This is a genomic window from Arthrobacter sp. Bi83 (assembly GCF_918698095.1).
Lineage (GTDB): Bacteria > Actinomycetota > Actinomycetes > Actinomycetales > Micrococcaceae > Arthrobacter.
The window spans coordinates 244687-265206 of record NZ_CAKKLY010000002.1; the positions used below are offsets into that span (position 1 = coordinate 244687).

Annotated in this window: 15 protein-coding genes; 2 read left to right on the top strand and 13 right to left on the bottom strand. The window is 64.9% G+C overall.

What is annotated here, in order from left to right:
• Positions 1-99 precede the first annotated feature (99 nt).
• From LQ144_RS02610 to LQ144_RS02660, 11 genes are all read right to left on the bottom strand, one after another.
• Entirely contained in the window at positions 100-2112 is a 2013-nt protein-coding gene (locus LQ144_RS02610) for a DUF6541 family protein (RefSeq protein ID WP_230116987.1), read from the bottom strand.
• Positions 2113-2236: 124 nt separating this feature from the next.
• Positions 2237-2965: an ABC transporter ATP-binding protein gene (locus LQ144_RS02615; RefSeq protein WP_230116988.1), complete on the bottom strand. Its 729-nt coding sequence runs from the start codon at positions 2963-2965 to the stop codon at positions 2237-2239.
• Between the two features lies 1 nt (position 2966).
• Positions 2967-3872, bottom strand: a complete 906-nt coding sequence (locus LQ144_RS02620) for an ABC transporter permease (RefSeq protein ID WP_230116989.1) — start codon at positions 3870-3872, stop codon at positions 2967-2969.
• The gene (locus tag LQ144_RS02625; RefSeq protein WP_230116990.1) at positions 3869-5896 is read right to left on the bottom strand and encodes a glycosyltransferase; all 2028 of its coding nucleotides are present in this window, start codon (positions 5894-5896) and stop codon (positions 3869-3871) included. The genes LQ144_RS02620 and LQ144_RS02625 overlap by 4 nt, the downstream gene beginning before the upstream one ends.
• Entirely contained in the window at positions 5893-7077 is a 1185-nt protein-coding gene (gene glf / locus LQ144_RS02630) for a UDP-galactopyranose mutase (RefSeq protein WP_230116991.1), read from the bottom strand. Before glf ends, LQ144_RS02625 begins: the two co-directional genes overlap by 4 nt.
• Before the next feature lie 110 nt (positions 7078-7187).
• Positions 7188-8276: a glycosyltransferase gene (locus LQ144_RS02635; RefSeq protein WP_230116992.1), complete on the bottom strand. Its 1089-nt coding sequence runs from the start codon at positions 8274-8276 to the stop codon at positions 7188-7190.
• Entirely contained in the window at positions 8273-9487 is a 1215-nt protein-coding gene (locus LQ144_RS02640) for a glycosyltransferase family 4 protein (RefSeq protein ID WP_230116993.1), read from the bottom strand. Before LQ144_RS02640 ends, LQ144_RS02635 begins: the two co-directional genes overlap by 4 nt.
• Positions 9484-10479: a Gfo/Idh/MocA family oxidoreductase gene (locus LQ144_RS02645; protein WP_230116994.1), complete on the bottom strand. Its 996-nt coding sequence runs from the start codon at positions 10477-10479 to the stop codon at positions 9484-9486. Before LQ144_RS02645 ends, LQ144_RS02640 begins: the two co-directional genes overlap by 4 nt.
• A complete protein-coding gene (locus tag LQ144_RS02650; protein WP_230116995.1) occupies positions 10479-11570 on the bottom strand; it encodes a DegT/DnrJ/EryC1/StrS family aminotransferase in 1092 nt (363 codons plus the stop codon). Before LQ144_RS02650 ends, LQ144_RS02645 begins: the two co-directional genes overlap by 1 nt.
• Positions 11567-12166 carry an acyltransferase gene (locus LQ144_RS02655; protein ID WP_230116996.1) on the bottom strand — a complete coding sequence of 200 codons (600 nt, stop codon included), beginning with the start codon at positions 12164-12166 and terminating at the stop codon, positions 11567-11569. Before LQ144_RS02655 ends, LQ144_RS02650 begins: the two co-directional genes overlap by 4 nt.
• A 64-nt stretch (positions 12167-12230) precedes the next feature.
• A complete protein-coding gene (locus LQ144_RS02660) occupies positions 12231-13520 on the bottom strand; it encodes a nucleotide sugar dehydrogenase (RefSeq protein ID WP_230116997.1) in 1290 nt (429 codons plus the stop codon).
• A 243-nt stretch (positions 13521-13763) separates the two neighbouring features.
• Between LQ144_RS02660 and LQ144_RS02665 the strand changes: the two genes are divergently transcribed.
• Positions 13764-17936 (top strand): FtsK/SpoIIIE domain-containing protein, encoded by a 4173-nt coding sequence (locus tag LQ144_RS02665; RefSeq protein WP_230116998.1) that lies wholly within the window; start codon positions 13764-13766, stop codon positions 17934-17936.
• Between the two features lie 12 nt (positions 17937-17948).
• On the opposite strand, the gene LQ144_RS02670 is transcribed toward LQ144_RS02665, so the two are convergent.
• Complete coding sequence (locus tag LQ144_RS02670) at positions 17949-18446, bottom strand: hypothetical protein (RefSeq protein ID WP_230116999.1); 498 nt, start codon at positions 18444-18446, stop codon at positions 17949-17951.
• Between the two features lie 235 nt (positions 18447-18681).
• Here LQ144_RS02670 and LQ144_RS02675 point away from each other — a divergent pair, with 235 nt between their 5' ends.
• Entirely contained in the window at positions 18682-18930 is a 249-nt protein-coding gene (locus tag LQ144_RS02675) for a WhiB family transcriptional regulator (protein ID WP_003804966.1), read from the top strand.
• 103 nt (positions 18931-19033) lie between these two features.
• Here LQ144_RS02675 and LQ144_RS02680 read toward each other — a convergent pair whose 3' ends face one another.
• Positions 19034-20503 carry a PAS domain-containing sensor histidine kinase gene (locus LQ144_RS02680; RefSeq protein ID WP_230117000.1) on the bottom strand — a complete coding sequence of 490 codons (1470 nt, stop codon included), beginning with the start codon at positions 20501-20503 and terminating at the stop codon, positions 19034-19036.
• Positions 20504-20520: the final 17 nt, after the last annotated feature.

Sequence of the window (20520 nt, forward strand, 5' to 3'; positions counted from 1 at the left end):
CTGGGCCCCGCCCATGGAAAAGGCCTTCGGAACGGCAGCTGACAGGCTGCCTCTCCGGAGGCCTTTCGCGTGGGTTCTGGTCCCGCTTGCGGTAGAAAGCTATTTGGCGGCGGTGGCCGGGTCGCAGGCCACCACTTTGAACAGCTTGGCCGCTCCCTCCTGGTCCACCAGTTCCACGGCCTTGGAGGCATCCAGGTTCTGCAGTCCCGGGAACGTGCGGCTGGACGGATGGTTCAACAGGTACTGCTTGCCGAAGTCGAGCGCGTACGAAACCTTCGTCTCCCGCACGGCATCGCACACAGCCGGCGACGAGTCCGCCTTGGAGAGCGAGTCCGCGATGACACGTTCACTCTTTGATTCCCGCTGACCCATGTGGAACTCAAGGACCTTCCGGTCCGCAAATGCATAGGCCAGCGCCCCGCCGTTCCAGGGGTTGACTGCGATGACAGCATCCTCCGGAACCCGGGAATCGATACGGGCCAGCAGCTTGTACTCGTCCGAGGAAAGGATCGAATCCTTGGTGTCGCGCTCATAGAAAATATGGTTGGACGCGACATAGTCGCGGACGGGGCCGGTCTGGGTGGCCCAGGCGAGAACCACGCAGGCGATGACCATGCCGGCGAGGCCGGGAAGAAGGGCTCCGCGGCCCTTCATCAGGGCGCTCCCCCGCAGCCGCGGTGTCAGGCGCTCGAAAGCTCCCGTGGCCCAGTCCGCAAGGACCAGGACACCCAGGGCAGCGAGCACGACGCTGAAGATGGGCACGTACGCGGCCAGCCGGTACGTGTCCTGGTACCAGGTTCCCGTGAAGAATGCCCTGGCCCACCCCGCCTCGAAACCGGCGTCCACAACGTAGAGGAATCCAGCGACGAAAAAGCAGCCAAACAGCCAGAACTGGGGCCGCTGGCGGACGATTCGGGCCAGTCCGATCAAAGCCAGAATGGAGATCGCCACGGTAACGTCGGTTTTCATCGGCGCATTCGCGACGACTTCACCAATGGCTCCGGCCACCGTCTGATGGGCGGTCCAGCCGTTGTAGGCTGCCGGCCTGAGTTTGTCCCAGATGACCAGTGCAAGTGCAATCCCGGCTGCCGTTGCCACTGCGGTGACGGCGAACCTCCCAGGAGAAGCCTTGGCGCGGACCATCGTCCGGACGTGCAGTGCCAGCCTCCACAGCACGATGGGGACGCTGAAGGCAAGCAGTGCGTTGATGGCGCTCATGTGGGACAGCGCCAGTCCGGGAAGTGCAAGCACGAGTACGAGCCAGCTCCGGACCGGGACGTCCTGCAACGTGGGCGCCAGCCGGCAGACAAGGACCACTGCGGCAACACCGGCCGGCAACACAGCGACCGAGAGCAGGTTGGGGAACAGCGGTCCCCACACGAGCAGGAGGTAGGGGAAGGCAAGGAACCCGGCCGATATGACGCCGGCCGCCAGCAGGCCGATCGGCCGCGGTCCAAGAACCACCCGCGTCAGGAACACCACCGATATTGGCCAGATCACCGCCGAGGCCACCAGATTCACCGCATTGACTGATACCGGCACGGATGCGCCCGTCAACTGGGTCACGAGTGCGGCCAGCGAGTGCCACACGGCGGGGTACACCGAGGACAGACCTCCTGTTCCCCCTGCCATGCTTCCCAGGTTCAACGTGGAGGCGTTGCCCGTGTCCAGCACGAAGCGGACAGCGTTCAAATGAAAGACATTGTCATAGCGCTGGGAAATGTTGTCCGGAACCCCGACCAGCTGGACGTACCGGCGCGCAATCAGAAAGGCGCCGGCAGCAAGCCCAATCGCTGCCGTTGCCAGCACGGTCCACTTTTCCTGGGTATCATCCGTCGGCGTCCGGCGGGGTCGGGTCCAGCGCGTCCGCATGATGGCCCATGCAGCGGCGGAAGCCACCAGGGTGGTCGCAATAACAACCCAGATGCTCCAGCCCACGTGGACAAACGGGGCGAGAATAGCGCCGATGCCCGCAATGGACAGCGACAGGGCCGGTGCAAAACCGAGAAGGCTGGTCCGCCGGAAGCCCAGCGCCCATCCCAGGGCTGCGCCCGGGAGGAGCACCACTGCTACCGCGATGAACAGGGCCGGCAGCGACGTCAGCCAGGACACATTTCCTCCAAGATTGGGTTATGTAGGTACACGGTCCGTCCGAATTCGTCCGGTCCGCAGAAAAACGGTGGGTCAGTTCCCGGCCGGCCAAGCATGGGCCTCGGCCGGCGGTCCTGACCCGGATCTATCGGTTCCGGAGCCTGCTGATGACTTCGTCAACGGGGCCGTCCATGACCACCGAGCCATGTTCAAGCATCACTCCGCGTTCGCAGACATGGGACACCAGATCCAGGTCATGGCTGACGACAATCAGGGTCTTCCCCGCGGCGGCCAGCTCCTTGATCTTCGCAAGGCACTTCTTCTGGAACGGCTCGTCGCCTACGGCCAGGATCTCGTCAACGAGGAACACGTCCGGGTCCGTGTGGACTGCAACGGAAAACGCCAGCCGAAGGTACATGCCGGAGGAATAGAACTTCACTTCGGTGTCGATGAATTCGCCAATCTCGGCAAACTCAACAATCGAGTCGAACTTTTCCTTGATCTGCGCTTCCGTCATGCCGAGGATCGCGCCGTTCAGGTAGACGTTGTCCCGTCCTGACAGGTCAGGATGGAATCCCGCACCTACCTCAATCAGCCCTGCCACCCGGCCACCGGTGCGGACTGTGCCCGAATCGGGCAGCATGACCCCGGAAATGTGCTTGAGCAGCGTCGATTTGCCGGAACCGTTGAGGCCCAGGAGCGCCACTGTCTCACCGTGTTCGACGTCGATCGAAAGGTCCCTGAGGGCATGGAACTTTTTGGAGAGGTCGCCCTTGCGTCCCCGGATCAGCCACACGAGTGCTTCCTTGAGTGATCTGGTGTGGCGCAGGACAAACTGCTTGTTGATGTTGCGTATTTCTATGGCGGTGGTCATGTCACAGCTCCTGCGCGAAACGGCCTTCGAGCCTGCGGAAGGTCCACTGGCCGAGGAACAGAATGAGCAGGGACACGAGCAGGCCCACCGGGATCCAGACGGTGACCAGGTTGGGCGGGCTGCCCTCCGCCCCCGCCGTGGTGGGAAGCCAGAACGCGTGGTGAAACGACTCGACGGCGATCGTGATGGGGTTGAGCTGGTACACGGAGAACCAGAAGTCCCCCGCCTTGGCCTGGACCATCCGCCAGGAATACAGCACAGGCGAAACCCAGGTGGCAACCATCAGCAGCAGGTCGACGAAATTCTCCGAGTCCCGGAAATAGACGTTCACGGCCCCGAAAAAGAGCCCCAGGCCCGTGGCGAGGAGGGCAATGATCAGGAACCCCGCAACGGCTGTGTACGCCTCGAGAAGGCCCGGCCGCCACCCACTGAACAGGCAAGCGACCACCAGCACGAACGCCTGCGGCAGGAAATGCACCGCCGACACCCAAACCGACGAGACCGGAAACAGCTCGCGGGGCAGGTAGATCTTGTTGATCAGGCCACTGTTGTTGACGATCGAGCGGGTGGCAGTGCTCAGGGACTCCGTGAAGAAGTTCACCATGATGATCCCGGAGAACAGGTAGACGGCGTAATTCGGCAAGCCGCCCCTGTTTGTCGGGCTCTGCTCGAGGCCAAGGAAAACGCCCAGCGCCAGGTAGAAGGCAACAAACTGCACGCCAGGCTTGACGTAGGTCCAGAGCAGTCCGAGGACGGATCCGCGGTAGCGGATCCTGAGCTCCTTGCGGACCAGGAGTTTCAGAAGGAACCTGGACCGGAAAACGTCGGCAAGACCGTTCCCGGTTCCCGGAACGACCAGGGCGCGGTCAGCGCCCTGGCGTGTCGGGGATGTACGTCCGTTCGTCACTTATTGGGCTTCTGCTGTTCAGGGCTGGAGTCGGACATGGACTCAAAGGTCTTCGTCCAGGCTTCGGGTGACGTGAACTCACTGAGTCCACCCTTGTATGCCGCCGAGAGTTCGTCCCAGCGCGCCAGGACCCTTGCGTGCAGCGTCATGCTCCGCAGCAGCTGCTTGCGGAAACGGACGTTGTCCCGGCGGTACCAGGATGCGCCGGTTCCGTCGGAAGCAGAGACGATGGCCGAGTCCAGGTGCGACAGCCGCCACCAGCGCGCGTCTGCCGCAGGCACGACTGCTTCGGGGTGCTGGGAGGCCTCCGGGTTTACGCCTCGCAGCTGGCGAACAGCACCGGAAAGCGCACTGGACACTGTCTGAACGATGTTCTTGGGCCGCGTCGGGACCATGCCGAACTTGGGCAGGTGCACGCGCTTGACGGCGGGGAACTCGGTGATGTCCTTGGTGACCTGGGCGTCCGGGAAGCCCGAACGGACCTGGCGGATTTCCGGAAGCTTGCCGCCGATGGTCCGGTGCAGGTGCGAAGGCCCGTCGAGCAGGTCCTGGAGGGCGCGGTTGCGGAGCTCCACGGCCGAGTACTGCAGCGAGAGCAGGTGGCGGACGTCCTGCAGGAAGCTTTCGACCGGCAGCCGTCCGCCCTTCTCGTACTGTGAGTACAGCAAGGCCGCCACCCACCGGTTCCGCTGGTGGAAGTACGCCTGCCAGTCAATGGTGTCGTCCTTCTCCGTCCACGGCATATGCCACACGGCTGCTCCGGGCAGGCTCACGGTGGTGTATCCGTTGGCCTTGGCGCGGATGCCGTATTCGACGTCGTCCCACTTGATGAAGACGGGGAGGGCGAGCCCGATCTCCTTGATGATCGAGGTCGGGATCAGGCACATCCACCAGCCGTTGTAGTCGACGTCGATCCGCCGGTGCATCCAGGGCGTGGTCCGGAGGTTGCTGGCAGCGAAGTCGTGGGCTATCTGCCCCTCGCCGATCGGTTCGTACTGGAACCGGTACTCGTTGATGCCTTCACCAAAGTTGTGGATCACCGATCGCTCAAACAGGTTGAACATGTGGCCGCCCACAATGGTGGCGCTCCGCGTGAAGTCTGCAAAGTTGACGGCACGCAGCACGCCCTCGGTCTCCACCACGACGTCATCATCCAGGAGCATCACATACTTGCTCTGGCCGTCCTGTACTGACTCGTGCATTCCGCGGGCGAACCCGCCGGAGCCTCCGAGGTTTCCCTGTTCAATCAGCTTGAACTTGTCGCCGAGCACAGCGGCGGCTTCCTCGAAGCCCTGCTCGTCCCTGACCTTCTGGTTACCCTGGTCGGTGACGATGAGCCGGTCCATGACCGCGAGCAGGTCTTCTGATTCGGCGAACGTCCGCAGGTGCTTGACGCAGTAATCCGGACGGTTGAACGTGGTGACCGCGATGGAAAGCGTGCCAGGGCTGAAGCCTTCCGGTTCCGGAACCGCCCAGTCAGCCTGCTGCAGGGTCACGTCGTCGCCGTGGGCGACGAGGTCGAACCAGTACCAGCCGCCGTCGGCGAAGGTGGTCAGCGACAGTTCACACGTCGCGGTGGCCCCTCCCGTGACATGCATGCTTTGAACGCGGTTGGAACTTCCGCGGGGGCTGGACTTGTACACAATGACCGTTGCCTCGGCATCCACCTCAATGCTGAGCCGGACTTTCTGCACGTCCGTGTGGGCTCGCCAGTAGCTGGCGGGGAATGCGTTGAAGTACGTTCCAAACGAGACCCTGCGGTGGGCCGGCAGCGACAGCCGGCGGCGGCCGAGGATGAAGTCCGAACGGACCTGGCTGCGCTGAGTGGCGATAGGCGTGGCTCCGCCGCGCTTGGAGGTCGACTCCTGGCCGTCGACGACACGGCGCGCGGCATCGAAGTCAACGTACAGGGGCAGGGTGTCCGTGTCGCCGTCGACCGGGAAAACCACCCGGTGGACTGTCTTCCAGACGGTATCGTCTGTGGCCGATTCGGCTCCCTGCCGGAACTCTGTCGCTACGCTCATGCGTCTACTCCTCCGCTTTCCAGCTTCGCACCGCCGCTGAAGTGCGGCTTGATCTTGTTGTCAAACATGCTCAGGGCCGATCCAATGGCCATGTGCATGTCGAGGTACTTGTACGTCCCCAGCCGTCCGCCGAACAGCACGGAATCTTCACCGCGGGCCAGGTCCCGGTAGGCCAGCAGCTTCGAACGGTCGACGGCGGTGTTCACCGGGTAATAGGGTTCGTCGCCCTTCTCCGCAAAACGGGAGAACTCCCGCATGATCACCGTGGCGTCCTTGGTGTAGTCGCGTTCGGGGTGGAAGTGCCGGAATTCGTGGATTCGTGTGTAGGGGACTTCCTCGTCCGGGTAGTTCATCACTGCGCAGCCCTGGAAGTCCTCCACGGGCAGGACCTCTTCCTCAAGGTCGATGGTGCGCCAGGAGAGGTCACCTTCGGCGTAGTTGAAGTACCGGTCCACCGGTCCCGTGTAAATGACGGGGACCTGGCCACGCACAGAAGCCTGGCCGAATTCCCCGCCGTCGAAGAAATCAGTGTTGAGGTGAACCTCGATGTTCGGGTGATCGGCCATGCGCTCGATCCACGCCGTGTAGCCGTCAACCGGGAGACCTTCATACGAGTCGTTGAAGTAGCGGTTGTCGTAGTTGTAGCGGACGGGAAGGCGGGAAATGATCTCCGCCGGCAGGTCCTTGGGGTCCGTCTGCCACTGCTTGCCGGTGTAGTACTTGATGAACGCCTCATAGAGGGGCCGGCCGATCAGCTGGATGCCCTTGTCGTTCAGGTTCTGCGGATCAGTGCCCGCAAGCTCCCCTGCCTGCTCCTGGATCAGCGCCCTGGCTTCCGCGGGTCCCATGGACGCGCGGAAAAACTGGTTGATGGTGCCAAGGTTGATGGGCATCTGGTACACCTCGCCCTTATGGCTGGTGTACACCTTGTGCTGGTAGTTGGTGAAGGCCGTGAAGCGGTTCACGTACTCCCAGACCCGTTCGTTCGAGGTGTGGAAGAGGTGGGCGCCGTAGCGGTGGACCTCAATGCCGGTCTTCGGTTCATTTTCGCTGTATGCATTGCCACCGATATGGTGACGGCGGTCCAGGACTGCAACCTTAAGCCCAAGCTCCGTGGCGGCGCGTTCCGCGATTGTCAGGCCAAAAAAACCTGAACCGACTACGACGAGATCAGCGTTCACAACTCTCCTGTGTATTTTTGTTGGCAGGCAATTTGTCTATGTCCGCCCGGTCAAGATTACCCGATCCGCTTTGCGTGGCCGGTATCGGCCGCTGCCCCGAGGTCTGGCACTCAGCGGCGGATCGAAGCGAACTTTTCGGCGCCGTAGTACCTGAAATTGCTTTCAAACCGTAGGTTGTCCCACAGCCGGGGTGTCAGGATCTGCGTCCGGTAGCCTCCCGACGGCCAGACGGACAATCCGTTCGAAAAGGTCTCCAGACTGGATTGAGGCGTTTCCGCGAGCCGCAGCAGCTCCAGCTCGGCGACGCTGAGCGGCCGCTCCACCGACGGAGCCACAGCCTTGATGGCATCCACCGCCGCAGCCAAGGCTGCCCGGTCATCGGCAGTCCAAGGAAAGGTCCCTCCGCGCCGGTACATCGCCGACAGTACGTGAACGCGAAGGATCTTAACGGCGATGGCGTGCCGGGCGGGGCCCCGCAGTTCCCGGACCCACTCCGCCGTGACCACGCCCATAAGCGCCCGGAACTCTTCCGTCAACGGCAGCATTTGGCCCGTCACGCGCTCGACGGCGTCCTCCCCCACGACGTAGGTTCCGCCGGGCCGGCCCATTTCGATCCTGCCACCGCTAAACCACAAACGGAGGCTGAATTCCATGTCCTCACCGGTGCGGAGGCCGCCGATAAACTGCAGGCCGAGCCGCTCGACGGTGGACAGCCTCATGAGGCCAAGGGGCGCAGTCCTGTATGCGACGCGGTCACGAACGGGATGCAGCGCTCCGGTGCGCAACAGGCGCAGCCGTGGAGAGCGGATCGGCATTCCGCCCTGCGTGCGCAGCCGGGCGACCACGGCATCGGCCCGGCTGGAGTCGGCCTGACCAATCCACTGTGAAAGGGCGCCTGCCTCTAGGAAGTCGTCGGAGCCGAGGAGGGCGACATAGCGGGTCGCAACCTTCTTCAGCCCGGCATTCATGGGTCCGGCGGGCGAGGGAATACCGTCCGCGAATTCCAGCAGCTCGATATGTTCCTGCGGCAGTTCCGTGAGTCGCTTGCGGACATCGTCCCCGGAAATCTCATGGCAGACCACAAGGGCTTTCACCTGCCCAGGTTTACCGGCAGCAAGCGCCGATTCCACGGCCCGGGCGATGGGACGGTTCAGCTGATGCACCGGAATAACGACGGTGACCGCATAGTCGCTGGTCATTGTTTTTCTCCTACTTTCGGCTCGCTGGCCGCAGGTTCTGAACGGACTACGGTCGAAATAACCTCCTGCGCGGCATGCTGCCCCGAGGTTTCCAGCGAGGCGTGCTGCTGCACCCAGCCCGCTCTGGCGGCCCGGCCGCCGTCGTCATTTCCTGAGTATTCAGCGGCCAGCACGCGGAGCATGGCCCCGGCGACACTGTCGACGTCGTAACCTGGCGCTTCACCCAGTCCGTTGTCCGCAACCAGGGCAGCGCCCTCTCCGGCGCCAGCGAAGACCACGGGGGTGCCGCATCCGGCGGCGGCGTAGATTTTGGTCGGCTTCGCGAAGTCGTAGCCCTGGCCCGGCTTGATGCTGACCAGGGCTGCCGCAGCGCCGCGGATCCACTGCGCCGCATCCGCCGGAGGAATGACCCCGCCGAAGTGCACGTGTCCGGGAACGGTTTCCGCGGCGAGTTCCCTGAGATGCGGCTCATCGGAACCCTGGCCGAAGAACCGGATGCCCGCACCCGGGTGCTCAGCCAGAACGGCAGGCAGCGCCCGGATAAAGACGTCCGCGCCCTGCCACTCCGACATGGTCCCCGTGTAGACGAAATACGGTGCCTGGGTTTCCGCTGAATCCCCGGCCGGCCCGAAGACCGAAGTGTCGATGCCGTTCCCGACGACGGCCACGCGGTCCGCGTGGACGCCGAACTGCCGGACCTTTTCGGCCACGGCGTCCGAGATCGCAATCACCTTGGCGGCCCTGCGCAGCGCAAAGCCCTCGGCCGCGCGCATCACCCGGATGACGACGCCCGGAACATCCGTTGCTGACAGGGCCTCGGTCCAGACATCCGCCGCGTAGTAGACGAACGGACGACGTCGCAGCGCCGAACTCAGGGCAACCACCACGCCCGTCGTGGGGGGCGGTTCGGACACGACGACGTCGGCATTGGTGAAAAGCAGCCGAAAGAAGGCCGGCACGTCGAAACTCATGTACTGGACATAGCCGCGCACGTTGCCGCCGGCATCCCGCAGCACCGGCCAGCGGGAAAGCCTGTACTGCGGGCTGAAGGCCGGGGAGCCCTTGGGCGGCCTGGTGGTCACGACGCTGACTTCCGCGCCGTTTGCCCTCAGGCCATCCACCAGCGCCTGCAGCCTGAAGGATGCCGCCCCCACCTCCGGGGTGAAGAGGCGTGAGGCTACGGCGACCTTCGGGGGTTTCTTAGCAGTCACGAATTGGCAATCTTCACGATCTGCCGGCTCGTTGCGGACTCCAGGACTGCCTCGGCAACCCTGAGGGTATCCAGCCCCTCCTGCATTGTGACCACGTCACTGCGCAGGCCAAGGACGGCGTCGCGGAAGGCTTCGTGTTCGGTCCGCAGCGGCTCGGGCTTGGCGATGGCGAGGCGCGTGACGTTGCCTTCGGAGACTCCGCGGAACGCCGCCATGGACTCCCACTCTGTGGCAACCGTGCCGTTTTCGAAGAACGTCAGGTCGGCGGTGATGGTGTCAGCCACGAAGGCGCCCTTCTCACCGGTGACAATGGTCAGGCGCTCCTTCATCGGGGAGAGCCAGTTGACCAGGTGGTTGGTGATGACGCCGTTCCTGAGCTGCCCGGTGGCCGCGACCATGTCCTCATGCGGACGGCCGCTGCGGGTGGTGGTGCGGGCGAAAATCGACTCGAACCGGCTCTGCGCGAGCCAGGCTGTGAGGTCGATGTCGTGCGTGCCAAGGTCCTTGACCACGCCGACGTCGGCGATCCGGGCGGGGAACGGCCCCTGACGCCGGGTCGCAATCTGGTAGACATCGCCGAGCTCGCCGGCTTCAATGCGCTTGCGCAGCGACTGCAGGGCAGGGTTGAACCGCTCGATGTGGCCAACAGCCCCCACGAGGCCCTTTGCCGCGAAGGCGTCGACGAGACGCTGCCCGGCCTCGGCGCTGTCGGCGATGGGCTTTTCAACGAGCGTGTGGACGCCGGCCTCGGCCAGAGCCAGCCCTACTTCCTCGTGCAGGCCGGTGGGTACGGCCACGACGGCCATGTCGATGCCGGCTGCAATGAGTTCCTCAACGGAAGAGAGCAAGTCCAGCTGGCCTGCGACACCGTGAGGATCCCCGAAGGAGTCCGCGACAGCCACGAGGTCGACGCCGTCGAGTTCCCGCACCACGCGGGCATGGTGACGGCCCATCATGCCCAGCCCGATCAGGCCAACGCGAAGGTTTGCCATCAGGCACCTGCCTGGACAAGCTTGTTGACCGCCGTGACGATGCGTTCCAGGTCACCCTGACCCAATGAGGGGTGCACCGGCAGGGAGAGTACTTCCTTGGCCGCGGTTTCAGTGTTGGGCAGGTCTTCCGTGCGGTTGAACGACGGGAGGCGGTGGTTCGGGACCGGGTAGTACACGCCGGTACCGATGTTGTACTCCTCGCGCAGGGCCTTGGCCAGTCCGTCGCGGTCCTCGGTGACCCGGATCGTGTACTGGTGGTAAACGTGGGATGCGCCCTCGGCAACCTTAGGCGTGCCAACACCCTGCAGGTTCTCGGTGAGGAAAGCAGCGTTCTGCTGGCGCTGTTCAGTCCAACCCAGGACCTTCTTGAGCTGGACCCGTCCGATGGAGGCGTGCAGGTCAGTCATCCGGGCATTGAAGCCGATAAGTTCGTTTTCGTACTGCTTTTCCATGCCCTGGTTCCGCAGGAGACGCAGGTTCCGTTCGACCGTTGCGTCGGGGGTGGAGACCATGCCGCCCTCACCGGAGGTCATGTTCTTGGTGGGGTAAAGGCTGAACATGGCAAATTTGCCGAACGTTCCCACCATCTGGCCGTTAAAGCTGGCGCCGTGAGCCTGGGCCGCGTCCTCGTACAGGTCGATGCCACGCTCGGCGGCAAGTTTGGTGAAGCCCTCGACGTCGAACGGGTGGCCGTACAGGTGGACGGGCATGATGCCCTTGGTCTTGTCCGTGATGAGCGAGGCAACGTGGTCAACGTCGAGCGTGTAGTGGTCCAGTTCGATGTCGGCGAACACCGGAGTGGCACCCGTGAGCGCAACAGAGTTGCCGGTCGCGGCAAAGGTGAACGAGGGAACGATGACTTCATCGCCGGCGCCAACCCCGGAGGCCAGGAGCCCCAGGTGGAGCCCGGAGGTGCCTGAGTTGACGGCTACCGAGGAACGGCCATCGAGAAGGACCGCAGAAAATTCCTTCTCAAACTCCGCGACCTGCGTGCCCTGGGCGAGCATGCCGGTGGCCAGAACAGCGTCGACGGCGGCCCGCTCGTCGTCGCCGATGATCGGCTTCGCGGCGGGGATAAAGTCGTAGCTCATGCGTTCTCCTCAGATTCTTTCAGGGAATTTCCGTCTTCAATGTACTTGGCGCCGGTGGCGGGGCAGACCCAGAAGTCGCCCTCCTGCCGCAGCGGTTGGCCGGCCTTGCCGACCCAACCGAGTCGGCGGGCCGGAACGCCCGCCACGAGGGCGAACGCGGGAACATCCTTGGTGACGACGGCACCGGCCGCCACCGTCGCCCAGCGGCCGACTGTCAGGGGGGCCACGCACACGGCGCGGGCACCGATCGAGGCGCCGTCCTCTATGGTCACGCCCACCGGCGTCCAGTCGTGGGCGCTCTTAAGCGAGCCGTCAGGGCTGACCGACCGCGGGTAGGTGTCGTTGGTCAGCACCACCGCCGGTCCGATGAAAACGCCCTTGCCCAGCCGTGCGGGTTCGTAGACCAGGGCGTAGTTCTGGATCTTCGTGTTGGCGCCGATCTGCACACCGGTGCCGACGTAGGCACCGCGCCCTACGATGCAGTTTTCACCAAGATTCGCCTGCTCGCGGACCTGGGCAAGGTGCCATACCTTCGTGCCGTCGCCGAGGATGGCCTGATCCGAAACATCAGCGCTCGGAGCAATGGTCGTCGTCATAGTTTGGTTCCTTTCAAAAGGTGCTGACGCTGAGGCCCGGCAGGGCCGCAGCAGCAAGTCAGTGTCAGGCCTTGCCAATGACGCGGTAGGTGACCCCGTCCCAGCGGTCAGCAGAGCTCACGCGGCGGCCGTCGATGAAGGCCTTGATGCCGGGCAGGTCCGCGGGTGTCAGTTCCCGGTACTCGGCGTGGTCTGCCTGGACGACGGCTGCATCAACGGGCTCGCCGACGTGGTAGGCCGCGAAGCCGAGCTTGTCCAGTTCCGCATCCGTGTACAGGGGGTCATGAACCGACACGGCAGCGCCGCGCTTCTCGAGGGAAGCCACGGCATCGAAGACACCGGAGAACGCCGTCTCCTTGACGCCGCCGCGGTAGGCCGCGCCCAAAACGACAACCCGGGCGCCGGTCAGGTCGCCGTAGGCACCTTCAAGGAGGCCCACAGTGTAGTCGGGCATGTCGGCATTGGCAGCACGGGCGGCCCGCACCACGGTGGCCTCCGGGTCGTTCCAGAGGTAAAGGCGCGGGTACACCGGGATGCAGTGGCCGCCTACCGCGATGCCCGGCTGGTGGATGTGGCTGTATGGCTGGGAGTTGGATGCTTCGATGACCTGGTAGATGTCGATGCCGGCTGTGGCCGCGAAGCGGGCAAACTGGTTGGCGAGCCCGATGTTGACGTCGCGGTACGTGGTCTCGGCCAGCTTCGCCAGCTCGGAGGCCTCCGCCGAGCCCAGGTCCCAGACGCCGTTTGGACGGCGGAGGTCAGGACGCTCATCGAAGTCCAGGACGGCCTCGTAGAACGCGACGGCCTTGGCCGCACCCGCCGCGGACAGACCGCCGACGAGCTTGGGGTACTTGCGCAGATCCTCGAACACGCGGCCGGTCAGGACACGCTCGGGGGAAAAGACGAGGTGGAAATCCGTGCCCTCGACGAGGCCGGAGCCCGCCTCGAGCGCAGGCTTCCACCGTGTGCGGGTGATCCCGACCGGGAGGGTTGTTTCGTAGGAGACGAGGGTGCCCGGGGTCAGGTGCTTGGCCAGTTCAGCCGTTGCGCTGTCCATCCAGCCAAAGTCAGGCTTTGCTTCCGCGTCGACGAACAGCGGCACCACGAGCACCACAGCATCGGCGCCGGGGACAGCTTCGGCGTAGTCGGTGGTGGCGCGGAGCTTGCCTGCCGGCACGAGTTCAGAGAGTTTCTCCTGCAGGTGGGCCTCACCGGGGAACGGTTCGGTTCCGGCGTTAATGAGGTCAACGACCTGCTGATTTACATCGACGCCGACAACGTCATGGCCTTTGGAAGCAAACTGGACCGCCAGCGGCAGCCCGATTTTCCCCAACGCAATTACAGCAATCTTCACGATTCTGATGCCTTTTCTCTCATGACTGGCAGGGAGGAGCCACACGGCGACCCCCCGGTTTTGCCTTAACACTATCCGCTGACCTGACGGAACGCCGACTCGGCTAAGGACCGCCACAGGGGTTCAGGCGGTCGCCCGGCCAGGCGTGGCTGGTTATCCACATACGCACATTCATCAGGGCGGTTCCTGCGGCAGCCGCATTAGCGTGGTCCCAAGTTGCCCTCAAGAACGGAGAGCCGGCCGGTGACCCTGCACTGCACTCTGGTCCGCGGACCCGGATCCGGGCTGGCCGACGCACCCGTGGAACTGACGGTTTCGGCCGGGGACGGATGCCCGGGATCCGAACTGGACCATGAACTTTCCCTCGGGTTTGCGACCCGGATGCTGACGGTGGACGGCCTGCCGCTCACGGCCCTGACCGTTGGACAGGTTCCCCTTGTCAATGGCGCGGTCCTGGTCGACGGGGCCATTGAGGCCAGAAGACCACGGAGGCGGACACCCGAGGAGGTCCCAGCAGTCCTGCTGTTGGCCGTTCACAGCGGCCCGGGCGCCGGAACGGTGCTTCCACTGCGACGGGGAAGCTACCGGATTGGGCGGACCGACACGGAGCTGACCATCCCGGATGCGGACCTGTCCCGGGAACACGCACGGATCGATGTCTCGGACACGGCCCTGACGATTGAGGATCTCGACAGCGCGAACGGGACTGAAGTGGACGGCACACGCGTCAGGAATGCCGTCATCTCGACCGGTTCGCTCATCCGCTGCGGAAATTCCACCATGTCCGTTGTGGTGGCCAGCAGTTCTGGCTCCCGGAGCTCCGGATTCAGCGCCGCTGGGCTGTCGGTGGCAGAGCCTTTGACGGTGCCGCGGCCGGCGCGGCAGGAAAACCGGACCACATTGTTTCTCAGCGCCGGGCTCCCCCTTCTTGCCGGGGTCGGACTCGCTCTGTTGACCGGTATGTGGATGTTTCTGGCGTTCACAGCAGTCTCGGCAGTGACACTTCTGGTCCCCTTGATCACGGGCCGGAGGCACCGGCGCGAAATGCGGTCGGCCGTTGCAGCAGCGTCGGCAACGGACAAGGAACGACGACGGCGGTCAGCTCCGTCGGCTGCCCATCTGGCTTTGGACGCCTCAGGTTCGGGAAAACACGATGAGATTCCGGACGCCGCCGGCGTCTGGCTCCGGCTCGGGCTGGCCGAACAGGTAGCAAACGTCCGCCTGGAGCCCGACGATCCGGAGTTCCGGCCGCCGCCGCTTGGACGTGTTCCACTCGTGCTGGATCCGGGGATTCCGATCGTCTCGATTCGGGGATCGGACACGGACGTCCTCGGCTTGATGCGCTCGTTTCTCATGCAGCTCAGCGGATATCCGCAGGCCCGGGGAACTCAGATTGCGGTCTGCGGGCCGGTCGCAGCCCTGCCCCTGGCGGCCAGGTATCTTCCGGCCGTCACGTTGCATGCGGCCGCCGGCGAGATCGAGGTGGTCCTTGCCGGTTCCCGCCTCGACGGAGGAGCTGCAGGAATCCTGTTGGTCACTGGGACAAAGTGCCAGGACAGGGTAGCTGAGACCGCACGGCGTCGCGGCTGGCGCGTCATCAGGTTCACGGGTTCCGGAGGCGGACCTTCAGCCACCGACATTGAACTGGGTGAACGCCAGGCCTGGTTTCGGTCCCGTGGCGCAATCCAACCCTTCGTCGCCGATCTGGTGCCCCCTGACGTCTTCGACCGATACTGCAGGCAGTTCGTAAAAGGCAGGGGCGGCGCCCCGGCTGCCCGTCCCTCAGTTCCGGCGGCATGTCCGCTTAGTGACCTCCTTGACCCGTCAACCGACGCCACAGCGCGGCGCTGGGCCAGAGGAAGACTCGCGCCGGGCCTTGCCATCCCCATCGGACTTGGCGCCGGCGGTCCCCGGCTGCTGGATCTTGAGGCTGACGGTCCGCATGTGCTCGTGGCAGGCACCACCGGCTCCGGCAAGTCAGAGCTGCTGCGGAGCCTCACTGTGGCACTGGCCCTCAGCTATCCGCCGGACCGCGTCAACCTCCTCTTTTTCGACTTCAAGGGCGGGTCAGGACTGGGCCCCATGACCGCACTCCCCCACTGCGTGGGCATGCTTACGGACCTTACGAGGAGCGAACTTGACCGCACCATGGCGTCGCTGCGCGCGGAAGTCCGCTACCGGGAGCAACTCCTCGCGAGAGTCCAGGCACCGGACCTCCGCGCTTATCGACTGTCCGGAACACCTGGCCTACCTCCTCTCCCTCAGCTGGTCCTTATCATCGATGAGTTCAGGATGCTGGTGGAAGACGCGCCGGAGAGCCTGAACGAACTGATGCGGATCGCCACCATCGGCCGGTCCTTGGGCGTCCATCTGATTATGGCTACCCAGCGTCCGCAGGGTGCGCTCAACGCTGACATCCGCGCCAACGTCACCACCAGCATTGCCCTCCGTGTCCAGTCCGCCCACGAGTCGGCTGACGTCATAGGAATCAGCGCTGCTGCCACGATTTCCGTAGAAGCACCAGGCCGGGCCTACCTTGCTCGGGGAACACAGGCCCCGGAAGAGTTCCAGGGGGCAGCGCTCTCCCTTTCCCCATCCCCGGGCCTTCGGCAGGGCAGGGTCATTGTGCGCCGCACCAGCGATGAACTCGGGAGGACGGCATCCCGTACCGCTGACCGTCGCGGCCCCGCGCCGCTCACGCCGGCAGCCGCCGTCAGGCCCCTGATCGAGTTGACAGCGTCGCTGTGGACAGCGGCGGGCGGCACCGTCCGCAGCCCGGTCGCTCCACCACTGCCGGATGCACCCACCTTCCCGCGCCGCCCCCGAACGGGAAGTGACACTGCATTCGGCCCTTCCCCGGCAGACGTCCGTTCGGCCTCATCCGCGCCGCCGGCTTCCTCCGGTAGGCAAGATGATGGCTGCTGCGTGGAGCTCGGCTGGCTTGACCTGCCCCACGAACAGAGGGTCGCCACGCTCTGGTGGCGCCCTGCAAACGACGGCCACCTCGCTTTGATCGGCGGCACGTCAGGCGATGCGACCGACGCGATGACGCTGGCTCTGGGGCAGCTGGCGACGCAGCCGGCAGAATCCCACCTCTACGTCCTGGACGCCGACGGCTCCCTGTCCGGCCTGGTTTCCTCGAGCCGGGCCGGGGCCGTCGTCGGCCTCCACGAACTGCGCCGTGGAGTCCGAGTGCTGGAACGGCTGGGCAGTGAGATGTCCCGCCGGCTTAGCGGGGCGGCAGCGGCGCAGGCCACTCCCCTGGTCCTCGCGATTTCAGGGTGGGGTTCCTGGGTTTCCGCCATGCGCGCCGGTCCGCTGATGTGGGCCGAAGAGCTGGTCCAGGACATTGTGCGCGACGGACACCGCGCCGCCATCACCGTCCTCATTTCGGGAGACCGTGAACTGGTTACCTCGCGTTTCATCTCCGCCGTTCCCAACCGCGTGTACTTTCCTAGGGGTACCAGCGAAGAGAGCCGGTTCGCGTGGCCCAAAATGTCCGAAGTTCCGGCGGTCGCCGGCCGCGCCGTGGCCTTCGGGTCCTTGTCCGGCAGCCACCCTGCGGTGTGCCAGTTCCATGCCGGCGATGGCCAGGGCAGCATCGCCGGAGCGGCCCAGGCTCCGTTACGCAGCATTCCTTTCAGAGTGGAACCCTTGCCTACTCAGGTTCCGCTGGCGAATCTCCTCATGCTGATCGGTCGAACACAAGCCGTGCCTGCTCCGGACACTCTCCATCCGGCGGACGCGGCGGATGAACGTGGCCACCGAAACCGACGGCTGTACATAGGTGTGGGCGGCGATGAGCTGACCCCCGTCGCGGTCCGCCTGCCCGCCGGCGGCGTCCTCGCCGTTGTGGGCGGCGTGGGGACTGGCAAGACCTCGTTGCTGGGTGCTCTTCCCGCCCTGAACCCATCGGCGGCGGGCTGGCTGCACCCGGACCTGCACCCGGACCCGGACCCGGACCCCAGCGCAGCAGACTTCTGGGCACAAATCCACCGGGAAGCGGTCCAAGGACGTCTGGCCAGGGATGCGGTCCTGCTCGTCGACGACGCGGATCTGCTGTCCGTCTCCACGAACCAGCAGCTTCTCGAACTGAACACCCTCGGCTGGGCCGTCGTTCTGTCCGCGGGCTTTGGGCAGGCCCTGATGCAGCGAGTCCCCCTCGCCATGGCCGCACGCAATCATGGGAGCGGGATCCTCATCGCGCCGCGGAGCCCGATGGACGGAGACCTCTTTGGCATTAGGTTCGAGCTGGAACCCAATCCGCCCCCGGGCCGGGCAGTCCTTCTTGCGGACGGCAGGGCAATGCCCGTTCAGCTCGCTTGCAGCCAGCCGGGCGCCCTCAAAACGCAGACGCAGGATCTACTGGCACGAGCCCGGCCGACGCCGAACGCCGATAATCCCGAGCCCGGCTGACGCGCAAAGGCATCAGAGCGCGGGAGGCGAACCGGCGGCCCGGGACGCGAAGCGTATGACCCGTTTGTCGAAGAGCAGCACGATGGCCGCAGCGGCGGGGATCAGCATGGCCGCACCCGCCAGCGGGTAGCCACCCGTCAGGGTGGGGAATCCAATGGTGAGCACGAACAGCTGTGCCACCAGGGCACCTGCCCGCGGCCAGCGGAAGCCCCGGAACAGGAACACCGCAACGGCGTACAGCCAGGAAGCGAACGCCAGCAGCAACGCAAGTGTGAAGACGGCACCCCAGAAGGACAGGACAGGGGCTCCGGTCAGGAGTTGGACTCCGTACCACGCGGCAGCCGCCAGCAGGGCGGTGGCCTCGGCTGCGACAATCCCTGAAATGACGGCCATGGAGCGCGGGCGCGCAGTGCCGCTAGTGGAGTGCTCAGGCCTGTCGGGGCGCCGGGGAAACCCGTCATCGCTGGGCTCAGAGTCGGGGCTGGACGGGCTGGCTGGGGGTCTTGACACACTGGCACCATACCGGACATAGTCGGACAGACGGTGGGGGCTGTTGCCCGGTGTGATGCATCGCTCACGTTTCAGGGGGATTTCGTGGACCACTACCCCTTGTTTACACAGCGTTAACATGAAACGCTTGATCCAGATGACCAAGGGGGCCCGCTGGGCCCCTTTCCTTTGTAGGCCCTAGTGAATATTTTCACAAGTGGCAAATGACTTACCAGGAATGGAGTGACTGATCAGCATGGATTGGCGTAACCGCGCAGCGTGCCTCGACAAGGACCCGGAGCTTTTCTTCCCGGTGGGAAACACCGGCCCCGCGCTCCTTCAGATTGAGGAAGCAAAGAGCGTCTGCCGCAGGTGCCCCGTCGTCGACACCTGCCTGCAGTGGGCACTGGAGTCCGGCCAGGATGCCGGCGTCTGGGGCGGCATGAGCGAGGACGAGCGCCGGGCGCTGAAGCGCCGGGCTGCCCGCGCACGCCGCGCCTCCTGACGGACAGTTCAACAGATTCGGCGACGGCCGCGGACCGAGGGTCCGCGGCCGTCGCCTTTTCATAATTTTGCTTTGATGCCCGGGCGTTCGATGCCCGGCGGCATCAGCGGCCTGCGAGACTCAGCACGATCTGCACGGCGGTACCGCCGCCGTCCCGGGGCTTCCAATGGATGGTGCCGGCCAGCTCGCTCGTCACCAGGGTCCGGACGATCTGCAGTCCGAGGCCCTCGACGTGCGGGGTGTCCGGCAGACCTACCCCGTCGTCCGCAACGGTCACCGTAAGCAGCTCAGCCCCGTCATCGCCTTCGGATCTGTCAGCCAGCAGCCAGACAGTTCCGGTCCGCCCTTCCAGGCCGTGCTCGACGGCGTTCGTCACCAGTTCATTGATCACGAGCGCCAGCGGGGTGGCAAAGTCGCTTGGAAGCTCCCCGAACAGCCCTGATTTCTGCGTCCGCACCTGCTGGGACGGTGATGCCACCTCGGCCGAGAGCCGGAACTGGCGCCCAATGAGCTCGTCGAAGTCGACGCTCTGCGTGAGTCCCTGGGAGAGAGTCTCATGGACCAGGGCAATGGTTGCGACTCGCCGCATGGCCTGTTCCAGCCCTTGCTTCGCCTCGTCGCTCACCATCCGGCGGGACTGCATCCTCAGCAGGGCCGCGACGGTCTGAAGGTTGTTCTTGACCCGGTGGTGGATTTCCCGGATGGTGGCGTCCTTGGTAACAAGCTCCATTTCCCTGCGCCGCAGCTCGGACACATCGCGGCACAGCACGAGTGCCCCGAACCGCTGCTGCTCATCGCGGAGAGGGATCGCCCGCAGGGACAGGCTGACTCCCCTGGATTCGATCTCGCTGCGCCACGGCATGCGTCCGGTGACAACCAGCGGGAGTGTTTCGTCCACCAGGCGTCGGTCCTTCAGCAGGCCGGCGGTGACTTCCGCGAGGGAGCGTCCTTCCAGTGACTCGCCGTCGCCCAACCTTCGGAACGCGGAGACACCGTTCGGGCTCGCGTATTGCACGATCCCCTCGGCATCGAGCCGGATGAGCCCGTCGCCCACCCGCGGGGCCCCCCGGCGCGAACCCGTGGGCGAGGCAAAATCGGGCCACAGGCCCAAGGTGCCCATGCGCAGCAGGTCGTAGGCACACTGTCGGTAGGTCAGTTCAAGCCGGGACGGCATCCGCGAACTCGAAAGATCCATGTGTGACGTGACCACGGCCAGCGTCCGGCCGTTTCTGACCATCGGCACGGCCTCCACCCGCAGCGCCATGTCACTGCTCCAGTTCGTTTCACTGGAGCGCTCGATCGTGCGGCTGGCCCACGCCTTGTCCACTAGGGGCTGAAGATCGGACCGGATGCCCTCCCCGACGAAGTCGGCATGGAATACCGTGTGCGTCGTGGAGGGCCGCACGTGGGCAAGCGCCACGTAACCGTAATCCGGATGCGGAAACCAGAGGGCGAGGTCGGCAAAAGCGAGGTCGGCGACCATCTGCCAGTCACCCACCAGGAGGTGCAGCCATTCGGCATCCCCCGGCCCGAAATCAGCGTGTTCCCTGATGGGGTCCGTAAAGATTGCCACTGCACCTCCAGTTTTCG

What these genes read in the sequence shown, in the direction of transcription:
- LQ144_RS02625 (WP_230116990.1), bottom strand. Translation starts at nt 5,896, where the DNA reads ATGAGCGTAGCGACAGAGTTCCGGCAGGGAGCCGAATCGGCCACAGAC.
- LQ144_RS02650 (WP_230116995.1), bottom strand. Translation starts at nt 11,570, where the DNA reads ATGAGCTACGACTTTATCCCCGCCGCGAAGCCGATCATCGGCGACGAC.
- LQ144_RS02675 (WP_003804966.1), top strand. Translation starts at nt 18,682, where the DNA reads ATGGATTGGCGTAACCGCGCAGCGTGCCTCGACAAGGACCCGGAGCTT.
- LQ144_RS02655 (WP_230116996.1), bottom strand. Translation starts at nt 12,166, where the DNA reads ATGACGACGACCATTGCTCCGAGCGCTGATGTTTCGGATCAGGCCATC.
- LQ144_RS02615 (WP_230116988.1), bottom strand. Translation starts at nt 2,965, where the DNA reads ATGACCACCGCCATAGAAATACGCAACATCAACAAGCAGTTTGTCCTG.
- LQ144_RS02645 (WP_230116994.1), bottom strand. Translation starts at nt 10,479, where the DNA reads ATGGCAAACCTTCGCGTTGGCCTGATCGGGCTGGGCATGATGGGCCGT.
- LQ144_RS02635 (WP_230116992.1), bottom strand. Translation starts at nt 8,276, where the DNA reads ATGACCAGCGACTATGCGGTCACCGTCGTTATTCCGGTGCATCAGCTG.